Origin of the sequence: Bradyrhizobium arachidis, from assembly GCF_015291705.1 — a bacterium.
GTDB lineage: Bacteria > Pseudomonadota > Alphaproteobacteria > Rhizobiales > Xanthobacteraceae > Bradyrhizobium > Bradyrhizobium arachidis.
The window spans coordinates 7,828,934-7,840,705 of the sequence record NZ_CP030050.1; the positions used below are offsets into that span (position 1 = coordinate 7,828,934).

Below are 11,772 nucleotides of genomic sequence, written 5' to 3' on the forward strand. Positions count from 1 at the left end.
CGGGACATGCGCGCCGCGGCCTGTAGCAGCATCGCGGCGCCGCCCTAAAGCGGCAGCATCCGGTTCAAGAGCTCGAGCAGCGTGCGCTGCTCGGTCTCGGTGAGCGGCACCAGCATCCTCTTGTTGTAGGGCTCCGTCAGCTTTGTCCCCTCCTCAATCAGCTTTGCGCCCTTCGGCGTGAGCACGAGCTCGACGGCGCGACGATCGGACTTCGAGCGGTTGCGCTTGATGAAGCCGGACGATTCCAGCTCGTTCAGGATCTTGATCAGGTTGGGCAGGCGCAGCCGCAGCAGGCTGGCGAGGCTGCTCGGCGGCACGCCGGGATTGTCGCGGATGACGGCGAAGATCGCATAGGTCGCCGGCGTCAGGCCGAGTGCGGCGAACTCTTCATAGAAGCCCTCGAAGAACTTCAGCTGCGCGAGGCGCAGCATGAAGCCGGGCGTGCGCTGCAGCGCGCGCAGGTCCAGCGAACTTTCCGGCTGCGACGCGGATTTCGCTCCGGGTTTCCGAGTCTTCGAGCTCATGATTCTCAATCCAAATTCTCAATCCAAGGCTGGGCTGAATTGACACTCTCAAAAATAGCTATAAAATATAACTATTATTCAGCGGCACCAAGACCGCCTATGGGAGGGACAGAATGAACAGCAAATTCCTGCACAAATTGTGCATTTTGGCCGCGACGCTGACCGCCATGCCGGCATTCGCCCAGGACGTGGTGAAGATCGGCATCCTCAACGACCAGTCCGGTCCGTTCGCGAGCTATCAGGGCATCGGCTCGGTCGTCGCTGCCAAGATGGCGGTCGAGGACTACGGCGGTAAGGCCGCCGGCAAGCCGGTCGAGGTCGTCGCGGCCGACCACCAGAACAAGACCGACATCGGAATCGGCATCGCCCGGCGCTGGTACGAAAACGAGAGCGTCGATGCGATCTTCGACATTCCGAACTCGTCGATCGCGCTTGCGGTAGCCGGCATGAGCGCAGAGAAGAACAAGGTGTTCGTCGGATCGGGCGCCGGCACGGTGCTCCTGACCGGCGAGAAGTGCACGCCGAACACCGTGCACTGGACCTACGACACCTATGCCTACGGTCGCGGCCTCGGCAAGGCGATCGTACAGCAGGGCGGCAAGAAGTGGTTCTTCATCACCGCCGATTACGCCTTCGGTCATGATCTGGAGAAGCAGGCCGCGGAGGCTGTGAAAGCCTCCGGCGGCGAGGTGCTCGGCAGCGTGCGGCATCCGCTGGGAACGGCCGACTACGCCTCGTTCCTGCTGCAGGCGCAGGCTTCCGGCGCGAACGTCGTCGGCTTCGCCAATGCCGGCGACGACACCATCACGTCGATGAAGCAAGCCGCCGAGTTCGGGCTGACCAAGGACCACAAGCTGGTCGGGTTGATCCTCGGCATGAACGGCCTTCCCGCGCTCGGCCTGAAGTTTGCGCAGGGCGCGCAGATCATGAATCCGTTCTACTGGGATCTCAACGACGGCACGCGCGCCTTCGCAAAGCGCTTCGCCGAACGGATTCCGTCGAAGGCCTATCCCAACGACATGCAGGCCGGCGTCTATGCCTCGGTCATTCACTACCTCAAGGCGGTCGACAAGGCCGGCGGCGCCAAGGACGGCAAGGCCGTCGTCGCCGCGATGAAGGAGATGCCGACCGACGATCCGCTGTTCGGCAAGGGCTATATCCGCAAGGACGGACGCAAGATCCATCCGCTCTACCTGCTCCAGGTCAAGTCGCCCGAGGAATCGACGTCGAGCTGGGACCTGCTCAAGGTCGTCGCCACGATCAAGGGCGAGGACGCATTCCGCGCCGAGAGCGAAGGCCAGTGCCCTCTGACGAAGCAATAGCAGCGGGGCTGACCATGAGCGGCATTGCATCCAGTCCGGCCGATCCGTTTGCGCCTGACTTCCTGATGGAGCCCTATCCTGCCTATGAGGAGTTGCGCGCGCTCGGACCTGCGTTCGAATTGGAGCGATACGGCGTGTGGGCGATGGCCGGATATGCCGAGGTCGAGCCGGCCCTGAAGGACTGGCAGACGTTCATCAGCGGCGAAGGCGTCGGGCTCCACGGGATGAATCCGGCGCTGCCACGACCGCTGACGCTCCAGATCGATCCTCCCGACCACGACAAGGGCCGCCGGGTGCTCGGCCGCACGCTCTCTCCCGGCGTCGCAAGGAAGCTGCGCGAGACGTTCCAGCGGGAGGCGGAGAAGAAGGTTGCGGAGTTGATCGACAAAGGCACGTTCGATGCCGTGACCGATCTTGCCGAAGCCTATCCGATGAAGGTATTTCCGGATGCGATCGGCATCCGGCCGGACGGCCGCGAGAAGCTCCTGGCGTGGAGCACGTTCGTGTTCAACAGCTTCGGGCCGGAGAACGAGATAGCCGCGGCGTCACGGCAGGAAGGCCTCGCCGCGCAGAGCTGGATCATGGAATGTTGCGCGCGGGATGCGCTACGGCCCGACAGCCTCGGCATGATGATCTACCAGGCGGCTGACGAGGGCGAGATCACCGAGCACGAGGCAACGCATCTGGTGCGGCCGTTCCTCACCGCAGGGATCGACACCACCGTCAACGGCATCGGCAACACCCTGCTCGCGCTCGCAACGCATCCGGATGAATACCGCAAGCTTCATCACAAGCCTGAGCTGGCGCGCAACGCGTTCGAGGAAGGCCTGCGCTACGATTCACCGGTGCAGACGTTCTTCCGCAGCACCTCACGCGAGGTCGAGATCGGCGGCGGCGTGATTCCGGCGCATCGCAAGGTGCTGCTGTTCATGGCCTCCGCCAATCGCGATCCTGCGCGATGGGACAGGCCCGATCAGTTCGACGTCGAGCGGGTTGCGACCGGACATGTCGGTTTCGGAGCGGGCATCCACGCCTGCGTCGGCCAGATGATCGCGCGCCTGGAGGGCGAATTGATCTTCAGCGAGCTTGCAAGGCGCGTGAAGACCATCGAGCTCACGGCAGAGCCGAAACGCAGGCTCAACAATTCCCTGCGCGGGCTGGAGAGCATGCCGGTCCGGGTGACGGCGGCCTAGGCCGCGTCACACGATCCGGCATGAGCGTGTGTCAGTTCCTCGCCGGAGCCGCAGCCGCCGCCGAGCGCGCAGGCCGCGGCCCGCCGGGTTCGGCGACCGGAGCCGCCGGGGCACGCGAGCGCGCAATCGCGGCATCGATCTCGGCGATGACGCGGCGCTGGATCGCCTCGCTCTTGTCGATCGAGATGTGGCCGACGCCGGTGCCGCGGACGTCGACATTGTCGAGCTTGCCGCGCAGGCCCGCCGCGGCCCGAACCGGCTCGCCGGGACCGTCGCCGATATAGATGTTGATGTAGCGCTCGGCACCGGTCGAGAGCCTGGTCTTGAACACGGAGTCGAGGCCGATCGCGAGCTTCACGGGAACGCCGAGCTGGTTGAGCTTGGCGATCATGTCGGGCAGCGCGGTCGCGCCGGAGGAATGGCCGACCAGGATGATGGTCTTGAGGCGGCCGGCCCTGTAGGCGGTCGCGGCTTCATCGGCGAGCGAGGACCAGGACACGAAGTTGGCGACGGTCACCGGGATGCCCTGCGCCTGAAGCCGGGCGCCGATGGTGTCGAGCCCGAGCGAGAAGATGTTGAGCACGCCGCGGAGCAGGTAGACATGCGTGGTCGCGACCTGGGCCTGGCTCGGGGCCGCCCGGGCGGTGGTCGGGCTGATGGCAACAGCTGACAGCAGGAGCAGGCAGAGCGCCCACACGCGGAGGGCGGACAATTGGCTGGCGCCGGCGGTGTGACGGCCGTTCGGTCTCATCGATGTTTTCCCTGGGGACGATACGCTTTGCGATTGGCCGGAATCGTAGCCACGGCCCGCTCGCAGACGCAACAAAGAGGCGCGTGAGCGGCGATCTTAGCGGCAAGCCGTGACCATCGCGCAACACTTGCTCGGAACCTGCCACTCAACCACCTGTTTTGAGGCCATTTTTCTCCGGGCAATTGCGACCGGGCAAGGGCATTCCTATCTCAGGGCACCGCTGACCCGCCTCCCGGCGGGTTCCAGCCTCCCTTCCCCAGCCTTTGCCCCTCAGCCTTGCGGCCATCATGTCCTCCATCATTTCCGTCGCCAATCTGTCGAAGACCTATGGGTCCGGCTTCAAGGCGCTCAAGAACGTCAATCTCGACATCAAGCGCGGCGAGATCTTTGCGCTGCTCGGGCCGAACGGCGCGGGCAAGACCACGCTGATCTCGATCATCTGCGGCATCGCCAATCCCAGCGAAGGCAAGGTTCTGGTCGGCGGCGAGAACATCCAGACCTCCTACCGCAAGGCGCGCTCGCTGATCGGCCTGGTGCCGCAGGAACTGCACACCGACGCGTTCGAGAGCGTGTGGGCGACGGTGAGCTTCTCCCGCGGCCTGTTCGGCAAGCCGAAGAACCCCGCCCATATCGAGAAGGTGCTGAAGGACCTCTCGCTGTGGGACAAGAAGGACAACAAGATCATCACGCTTTCCGGCGGCATGAAGCGCCGCGTGATGATCGCCAAAGCGCTGTCGCACGAGCCCCAGGTCCTGTTCCTGGACGAGCCCACCGCCGGAGTCGACGTCGAGCTACGCAAGGGCATGTGGGAGGTGGTGCGCACCCTCCAGCAATCCGGCGTCACCATCATCCTGACCACCCATTACATCGAGGAAGCCGAGGAGATGGCCGACCGCATCGGCGTCATCAACAAGGGCGAGATCGTGCTGGTCGAGGACAAGGCGACCTTGATGCAGAAGCTCGGCAAGAAGCGGCTGACGGTGCATCTGCAAGGCAAGATCGCCTCGCTGCCGGAGAGCCTCGCGCATTACGAGCTCGACCTCTGCGACAATGGCGCGACGCTGATCTACGACTACGACACCAAGGGCGAGCGCACCGGCATCACCAGCCTGCTCAGCGACCTCCGCACCGCCGGCATCCGCTTCAACGATCTCGACACGACGCAATCGTCGCTCGAGGACATCTTCGTCGACCTCGTGAGGACGTCATGAATCACCGCGCCATCCGCGCCATCTATCTGTTCGAAATGGCGCGCACCTGGCGCACGCTGCTGCAAAGCATCGTCTCGCCGGTGGTCTCGACCTCGCTCTATTTCGTGGTGTTCGGCGCGGCGATCGGCTCGCGCATCAGCCAGGTCGAGGGCGTCAGCTACGGCACCTTCATCGTGCCGGGCCTGATCATGCTCTCGGTGCTGACGCAGAGCATCGCCAACGCTTCGTTCGGTATCTACTTCCCGAAATTCACCGGCACGATCTACGAGATCCTGTCGGCGCCGATCTCCTATTTCGAGATCGTGCTCGGCTATGTCGGCGCCGCCGCGACCAAGTCAATCATCCTGGGCCTGATCATCCTGGCGACAGCCGGCCTGTTCGTGCCGCTGCACATCCATCATCCGATCTGGATGCTGGCCTTCCTGGTGATGACGGCGGTGACGTTCAGCCTGTTCGGCTTCATCATCGGCATCTGGGCCGACGGCTTCGAGAAGCTGCAGATGATCCCGATGCTGGTGGTGACGCCGCTGACCTTCCTCGGCGGCAGCTTCTATTCCATCGACATGCTGCCGGCGGGCTGGCGCACGGTCGCGATGCTCAATCCGGTCGTCTATCTGATCTCGGGCTTCCGCTGGAGTTTTTACGAGATCGCCGACGTCAGCGTGTCCGTCAGCATCGGCATGACAGTGGCGTTCCTGGTGGTCTGCCTCGCCATCATCTGGTGGATTTTCCGCACCGGCTACCGGCTGAAGAACTAACCTCTTCCGTCATTCCGGGGCGCCCGTAGGGCGAGCCCCGGAATGACGGCCGTGAACTCACCGATAGCAGTGGAAGCGGTGATAGCCGTCGTAATAGCCGCGGCAGTGGCGATAGTGACGGTGGGGAATGCCGAACACGCCTTCCACCGCGCCGACGGCGCCGCCGACGCCGGCGCCGACCGCGCCACCTACGACGCCGCCCACGGGGCCGGCGATGCGGTTACCTTCATACGAACCTTCCTGCGCGCCGCGCACGATGCCCTGGGCGTGGCCGGCGTGCGGCAGCGCCAACAGCGCGAGCAGGATGGCGGCAGCTGCGAACAGCAGGCGGGCAGGCAGACCGGCCGGCAGGGCTGCGGCGGCGATACGGGCTTTGTTCATCTTCGATCCCAAGGGGTGTTCGGCGGCGGACGCCGCCTGTCGAGGCAGGCGACAATCAACGTTCGAAGCGGCCAAATGGTTGCGCCTTTGTGACGAATTGTCGGCGTTGTGAATGCCCGTCCGCTCGCGAAAATGTCAGCATCGCAGCTCACCACGTGGCACAAAGCGGCCTTGCTTACATCACGCATCACGTTAACGATGGCTGGGCAGGCCGCTGGAACGAAAGCCGGATTGCAGGCATATTGCACGCCGGGGGACGGAGAGCCGCGGTGCTATTGTTTGAGCATGATCTTTCGGAAAACCGCTACACACTTTTCCGGATCATGCTCTAGCGTGAACAGGCCGGAGGCCAGACGTCAGATGCGTTCATATTTAATCGCGTTCACTTCCCTGATGCTTTTGAGCGCGGGCACCGCGCACGCCAAGGTCGACATCACCGTCGACAAGGACAATCAGCAGATGACCGTCGTCGTCGACGGCGTGACCCGCTATCACTGGCCGGTGTCGACGGGCATCCCCTCGCGCGAGACGCCGAGCGGCGCCTTCCGCGCCTTCCGCATGGAAGAGGATCACTTCTCCAAGGAGTTCGACGACGCGCCGATGCCGCATTCGATCTTCTTCACCAAGGTCGGACACGCCATTCACGGCACCGACTCGGTCGGCCGTCTCGGCTCGCCGGCCTCGCATGGCTGCGTCCGGCTGTCGCGCCAGAACGCCTCGACGCTCTACGCGCTGGTGCAGCAGCAGGGCGTGCTCAACACCACGGTGACGTTGACCGGCTCGGCGCAAGTGGCGCTGGCGCGCAACCCGCGCGGCCGCAATGCCAATGCGGTCGCTCGCGCCCAGCAGCCGGCCGAAGAGCAATACGCCACCTCAGGCGATCCCGTGAATCTGGCGCCGCCGGCGCAACCCGCCCGCCGCTACATGCCGCAGGACGACAACTACATCTATCCGGCCGACGGCAGCGACACCGGCGCACGCTATCCGGCCCCGCGCTCTGCCGGCCGCCCGCTCTATGACGCGCAGGTTTATCAGCAGCAGCAGCCGCAGCAGTATTACAATCAGGGCTACGGCCAGCAGGGCTACTATCAGCAGCAGCCGCGGCAGTATTATCAGCCGCGCGGCTACTATCAGAACTGACGTTGTTATTTGAGCATGATCCGGGTTCGGATCATGCTCTATCTGAACGCGGCCTCGCCGCGTTCGACGATCTTCCGCGCAGCATCGACGAAGGCACGGGCGACCGGCTCGAGGATGTCGGCCCCGGTCGCAGCGAGATCGTCCGACGGAGTGTGGAACGTCCGATGGCGGCCGGCCATGCCAAGGAAATTGGCGTAGCCCGCTGCATGCACGTCGCGCAGCTCGCCGACTGCCTGCTTCTCCGTCACCAGACGTTTGGCATCGACCCTGGCGAAGGCCTCGTCGGTCAGCGCGACGGCCGATTTGCTCAGCACGAGGTAGCGCTCCTCCTCGGGCCGATCGGTGCGGGCTCCTTCCGCGAAGGCGTAGCAGGCGTTCGACGAGCCGAAGTGAATCCACGCCAGCGTCTCCTTCGTCGCCGGTGCGCCGTGCTTCAGGAACAGCTCCATGCCGCCATGGCCGATCTCATGGCCCGCGGTGGCGATGAAGACGAAATGCGCCGGCCATTTTTCCGCAGCGACGGTGCGCGCGAGCGCGAGGAAGTTGGCAATGCCGGGGCCGCGCTCGCAGACGCAGCTGTACCAGCCGGTCATCGGCGTGGAGACGACGATGGTCGGGCCGGTGCCGATCGCGGCGATGACGTTGCGGCCGGCAACATCGCGCTCGTAGTGGCCCTTGACGTCGAGGGTGACAGGCGCGCCCGACGCCAGCGCGCGCTCGAGGGTCGGGCGCGATCTGGCGCCGACCACGATCACCGGCACCGGCCAGGGCGTGTCCTCCTGAGTGACGTTGTAGGCAAAACGGTCGTCGGCGGGATTGCCGATCGTCAGGAGGATGCCGGTGGGCTTCTTCGCCGCCGCCTCGCTGATCGCCGCGCGATGGGCGGGGCCGAGATAGGCGCCGCGATCGAACGGCAGGTCGAGCAAGAGGATCTTCCCGGCGACATCGCCATCGCGCGCGAGCGGCGCCGTGAGATGAAAGCTCGCTTTGTCTTCCGGCGGCCACCAGAATGGCGTCGCCTCCACGCGCGTGCCGCCGGCATCGACGCTGGCCTGCTCGACGACATATTGCCGGCCGAGCACGACGGGCTGGAAGCTGACGTCAAATCCCGCCTGCTTCATCTCGCCGGCGATCCAGTCCGCGGTGGCGCGGTCGCCGGGCGAGCCGAAGCGGTGCAGGCTGAAGGAGGCGTAGCGCGTGACGTCTTCGTAAAGACGAGCCCCCGAAAGCACATCCTTGGCTGCCGCCTGCCCAACCATGAGAACCGCCATCGCTGCGATCAAGATGCGCCGCATGTCTGTCCCTCCCGGAACCGATCTTCTTTTGCGAACCAGTTTCGCTGCTTCGCGGCCGTCGTCAACCGCCTCACCGACCAACATGCCGCTGCCTAAGGCAGCAAACCGGGTCAGCCTGGGCACGAATCGAGCAACCAAACGACGCAGGAAGGCAACAGTCCCCAACCTTCAACGCCGCGGCGTTTCGACCAAATTGACAACCTTGGGGTCGCCCGTATTGTCTTTCCAATTGTTTCTGGGAAATGACATGACTCGCGAGCAGATTTCGGATTTCTGCGTTACCGCTTTGGCCAATATCCTGCGCATCTCGAAGGATCGGGTCGACACCGGCACCAAGTTCAACCGCCTCGGCCTCGATTCGGCGATGCTGGTCTATCTCATGATGGAGCTCGAGGAGAAGCTCGACCTCGAGCTGTCGACGGACGACTTTTACGACCATCCGACCGTCGAGGCCCTGTCGCGATTTCTCGCCGACAAGCGCGCGATCCGCACCGCCGCCTGAGAGCGGCTGACACCGGCGCAGCCCAATGGACAGCTTCCGCTCGCTCGTGGCGCTCCTGGCGCGGCGCGCCGCGGAGCAGGCTGACGACCGCGCCTATGTCTTCGTCTCCGATCGCGGGACGGAAGAAGCCGCCCTCACCTTCCGCCAACTGCATAACGCTGCAAGCGCGCTTGCGGCGCGCCTGGGTGCGGCCGCACGGCCCGGCGAGCGCGCCATCCTGGTGTTTCCGCCCGGCATCGAATTCATGGTGGCGTTCTTCGGCTGCCTGATGGCCGGCATCATCGCGGTGCCGATGATGATGCCTCGGCGAAACAGCGCGCGCGACGCCAGCGCCGCGATCCTCGCCAATTGCACGCCGGCGCTGGCGCTGACCAGCTCGGCCTTCGCGCTCCGCGGCGATCTGCAAACGCGGTTTACGCAGGACAACATCCGCTGGATCGAGGTTGATCTTGCCGCCGATGCCGCGGCGGCAGTCGATCTGCCCGAGCCGACGGCCGATGACATTGCGTTCCTGCAATACACCTCAGGTTCAACCTCGGAGCCCAAGGGCGTGATGGTGAGCCACGCCAACCTGCTCGCCAATCTCGAGATGATCCGGCTCGCGCTCGGCAACACCAGACAGTCGACCTACGTCAACTGGGTGCCGCTCTATCACGACATGGGGCTGATCTTGAACGCGCTGCAGGCGTTCTATGTCGGAGCTACTTGTGTGCTGATAGCGCCGAATGCCTTCATGCAGCGGCCGCTTGGCTGGCTCCGCGCGATCTCGCATTACCGTGCGGAAGTGGCGTGCAGTCCGAATTTCGGCTTCGATCTCTGCGTCAGCCGCTATCGCGCCGACCAGATGGAGGGCGTCGATCTCTCCTCGCTCAGGATCGCGCTGAACGGCGCCGAGCCGGTGCATGCGGACACCATCGAGCGGTTCGTCACGGCTTTCTCGCCCCACGGATTCGATCCGCGCGCGATCTATCCGGCCTACGGCATGGCGGAAGCCACGCTGCTGATCTCCGGCGGACGCCGCGGCGGCGGTCACGTCACGCGCAGCGTGAGCCGCGCCGCGCTCCAGGCGCATGGAGCGGAGGCGCCGTCCGGCGCGGACGACACGCAGATCGTCGTCGGCTGCGGGCGCGCGCTGGCCGGCGAGCGCATCGCGATCGTGGAGCCGGAGCAGCGGACGCGTCTGCCCGCCGACCGCGTCGGCGAGATCTGGGTGAACGGCGCCAATGTCGCCCGCGCCTATTGGCGCAACGAAGGGAGCCGCGACGGGCTCAATGCGGAGATCTTCGGCGAGGACGGCCCGTGGCTGCGCACCGGCGATCTCGGCTTCCTCGATGCGAATGGCGAGCTGTTCGTCACCGGGCGGATCAAGGACCTCATCATCATCCGCGGCATCAACCATTATCCGCAGGACATCGAGCGCACGGTGCAATCGCTCGACGGTGCTTTGCGCGAGAACTGCGGTGCGGCGTTCTCGGTGCCGGACGAGGGCGAAGAGACGCTCGTCATCGTGCAGGAGGTCGAGCGCACCGCGCGCCACACCATCGACATCGCCGAGATCAAGGGACGGATCCGCGAGGCCGTCGCCGACAGCCACGAGCTCTCCGCGCGCCACATCGCGTTGATCCGCCCCGGCAGCCTGCCGAAGACCACCAGCGGCAAGATCCAGCGCAAGCTGGCGCGCAGGCTGTGGCTCGACGGCGGGCTGGAGGAGATCGGCTGAGCCGACTCAGAAATCGATCTTTGCGCCCTGACCGTCTCGCAGGCTCGCGGCGATGCCTTGCTCAATCCTGCGCGCGATGGCCGCGCGGTAGTGGACGAGATCCGTAAAATTGGCGGGATCACGCGTCAACGCGTTGTCGACGCGATAGTCGACCAGGTTGCTGTTTGCGCGCCCGCTGACAATGGAGCGGAAGGCTTCCCTGCAAGCCGCATGAACTGCGGCGTCGCGCGTGCCGGGAACAGGCACGATCGTGTAGAAGGTCGGGGGCATCACCAGCACGACCGCCACCTCGCGCGGAAATTTTCCGATCGCGGCGGCCAGCATGTCCGCGTACGGAAAATGATCCGTGACTTTGCCTCTGAACGGCGCCGCGTTCGCCGGCTCCGCAGCAGTCGGATGCTTCGCGCCGGGCGCCCATAGTTCTTCGTAATTCCAATAGCCATCGGCGCGGACCGGCTGGCGGGCGCCGCGAGCGATGGCGATACGTTGGAATGAGCGATCGAGCGCGGCCCAGGTGAAGAGATGGCCGAGCTGGCGCAATGTGCCGCCCTCATAAAGCCAGTACGGAAATGGGTCCTTCGACAGAGGCAAGACCGCCTGGCTGCACCAGGGCTGATCGATCGAGAAGACGAGGGCGCGGATCGTCTGGTGGTGCCGGGCAAAGAAATCGAGAATCGCGAGATCGCCGCGCGGATCGGCGCCAGGCGCGACAAGCTGAACGAAGCGCAGACCCGTCGCCTTGTCCAGTCGCGCAGGTTCGAGCAGCTGCCCGGTCGAATTGCCTAGGATGGCGGAATCAAATTGCGTGTCGCGGGCTCGGCTTACATTGGCCGTCCAGGGATTGCGGTCAGCCACGCCGCGAATGGCGAAGGGACCAAAACGGCCGCTATCGTAGGGATCGACAAGGATCACGAGGGTCGCAATCAACGCCGCGCCCAGCGCGAGCGCGCCAAAGCAGGCCACGAGGCAACGGCT

Annotated in this window: 12 protein-coding genes; 7 read left to right on the plus strand and 5 right to left on the minus strand. The window is 64.9% G+C overall.

What is annotated here, in order from left to right:
• Positions 1-44: 44 nt before the first annotated feature.
• Positions 45-524, minus strand: a complete 480-nt coding sequence (locus WN72_RS36910; RefSeq protein WP_027560595.1) for a MarR family winged helix-turn-helix transcriptional regulator — start codon at positions 522-524, stop codon at positions 45-47.
• Between the two features lie 113 nt (positions 525-637).
• Between WN72_RS36910 and WN72_RS36915 the strand changes: the two genes are divergently transcribed.
• Both WN72_RS36915 and WN72_RS36920 read left to right on the plus strand, forming a co-directional pair.
• Positions 638-1,846, plus strand: coding sequence for an ABC transporter substrate-binding protein (locus WN72_RS36915; protein ID WP_027560596.1), 1,209 nt, complete (start codon positions 638-640; stop codon positions 1,844-1,846).
• Between the two features lie 14 nt (positions 1,847-1,860).
• On the plus strand, positions 1,861-3,039 hold the full coding sequence (locus tag WN72_RS36920; protein WP_092212643.1) for a cytochrome P450: 1,179 nt from the start codon (positions 1,861-1,863) through the stop codon (positions 3,037-3,039).
• 31 nt (positions 3,040-3,070) lie between these two features.
• On the opposite strand, the gene WN72_RS36925 is transcribed toward WN72_RS36920, so the two are convergent.
• Complete coding sequence (locus WN72_RS36925) at positions 3,071-3,790, minus strand: hypothetical protein (RefSeq protein ID WP_027560598.1); 720 nt, start codon at positions 3,788-3,790, stop codon at positions 3,071-3,073.
• 287 nt (positions 3,791-4,077) lie between these two features.
• Between WN72_RS36925 and WN72_RS36930 the strand changes: the two genes are divergently transcribed.
• Complete coding sequence (locus WN72_RS36930) at positions 4,078-5,001, plus strand: ABC transporter ATP-binding protein (RefSeq protein WP_092212645.1); 924 nt, start codon at positions 4,078-4,080, stop codon at positions 4,999-5,001.
• On the plus strand, positions 4,998-5,759 hold the full coding sequence (locus WN72_RS36935) for an ABC transporter permease (protein WP_027560600.1): 762 nt from the start codon (positions 4,998-5,000) through the stop codon (positions 5,757-5,759). The genes WN72_RS36930 and WN72_RS36935 overlap by 4 nt, the downstream gene beginning before the upstream one ends.
• A gap of 57 nt (positions 5,760-5,816) precedes the next feature.
• Here the strand turns inward: WN72_RS36935 and WN72_RS36940 are convergent, their stop codons facing one another.
• Positions 5,817-6,140 carry a hypothetical protein gene (locus WN72_RS36940; protein WP_027560601.1) on the minus strand — a complete coding sequence of 108 codons (324 nt, stop codon included), beginning with the start codon at positions 6,138-6,140 and terminating at the stop codon, positions 5,817-5,819.
• A 360-nt stretch (positions 6,141-6,500) separates the two neighbouring features.
• Here WN72_RS36940 and WN72_RS36945 point away from each other — a divergent pair, with 360 nt between their 5' ends.
• Positions 6,501-7,280, plus strand: coding sequence for a L,D-transpeptidase (locus tag WN72_RS36945; protein ID WP_027560602.1), 780 nt, complete (start codon positions 6,501-6,503; stop codon positions 7,278-7,280).
• A 38-nt stretch (positions 7,281-7,318) separates the two neighbouring features.
• Here WN72_RS36945 and WN72_RS36950 read toward each other — a convergent pair whose 3' ends face one another.
• Positions 7,319-8,575, minus strand: a complete 1,257-nt coding sequence (locus WN72_RS36950; protein ID WP_092212651.1) for a hypothetical protein — start codon at positions 8,573-8,575, stop codon at positions 7,319-7,321.
• Between the two features lie 247 nt (positions 8,576-8,822).
• On the opposite strand from WN72_RS36950, the gene WN72_RS36955 reads away from it, so the two are divergent.
• Positions 8,823-9,077, plus strand: coding sequence for an acyl carrier protein (locus WN72_RS36955; protein WP_027560604.1), 255 nt, complete (start codon positions 8,823-8,825; stop codon positions 9,075-9,077).
• A gap of 25 nt (positions 9,078-9,102) precedes the next feature.
• Positions 9,103-10,797 carry a fatty acyl-AMP ligase gene (locus WN72_RS36960; RefSeq protein ID WP_092212653.1) on the plus strand — a complete coding sequence of 565 codons (1,695 nt, stop codon included), beginning with the start codon at positions 9,103-9,105 and terminating at the stop codon, positions 10,795-10,797.
• A 6-nt stretch (positions 10,798-10,803) separates the two neighbouring features.
• Here WN72_RS36960 and WN72_RS36965 read toward each other — a convergent pair whose 3' ends face one another.
• Positions 10,804-11,760, minus strand: coding sequence for a hypothetical protein (locus WN72_RS36965; protein WP_051377664.1), 957 nt, complete (start codon positions 11,758-11,760; stop codon positions 10,804-10,806).
• Positions 11,761-11,772 lie beyond the last annotated feature (12 nt).

Excerpts from the sequence above, each read along its gene's own strand:
- WN72_RS36910 (WP_027560595.1), bottom strand. The coding sequence starts at position 524 with ATGAGCTCGAAGACTCGGAAACCCGGAGCGAAATCCGCGTCGCAGCCG.
- WN72_RS36915 (WP_027560596.1), top strand. The coding sequence starts at position 638 with ATGAACAGCAAATTCCTGCACAAATTGTGCATTTTGGCCGCGACGCTG.
- WN72_RS36920 (WP_092212643.1), top strand. The coding sequence starts at position 1,861 with ATGAGCGGCATTGCATCCAGTCCGGCCGATCCGTTTGCGCCTGACTTC.
- WN72_RS36925 (WP_027560598.1), bottom strand. The coding sequence starts at position 3,790 with ATGAGACCGAACGGCCGTCACACCGCCGGCGCCAGCCAATTGTCCGCC.
- WN72_RS36930 (WP_092212645.1), top strand. The coding sequence starts at position 4,078 with ATGTCCTCCATCATTTCCGTCGCCAATCTGTCGAAGACCTATGGGTCC.
- WN72_RS36935 (WP_027560600.1), top strand. The coding sequence starts at position 4,998 with ATGAATCACCGCGCCATCCGCGCCATCTATCTGTTCGAAATGGCGCGC.
- WN72_RS36940 (WP_027560601.1), bottom strand. The coding sequence starts at position 6,140 with ATGAACAAAGCCCGTATCGCCGCCGCAGCCCTGCCGGCCGGTCTGCCT.
- WN72_RS36945 (WP_027560602.1), top strand. The coding sequence starts at position 6,501 with ATGCGTTCATATTTAATCGCGTTCACTTCCCTGATGCTTTTGAGCGCG.
- WN72_RS36950 (WP_092212651.1), bottom strand. The coding sequence starts at position 8,575 with ATGCGGCGCATCTTGATCGCAGCGATGGCGGTTCTCATGGTTGGGCAG.
- WN72_RS36955 (WP_027560604.1), top strand. The coding sequence starts at position 8,823 with ATGACTCGCGAGCAGATTTCGGATTTCTGCGTTACCGCTTTGGCCAAT.
- WN72_RS36960 (WP_092212653.1), top strand. The coding sequence starts at position 9,103 with ATGGACAGCTTCCGCTCGCTCGTGGCGCTCCTGGCGCGGCGCGCCGCG.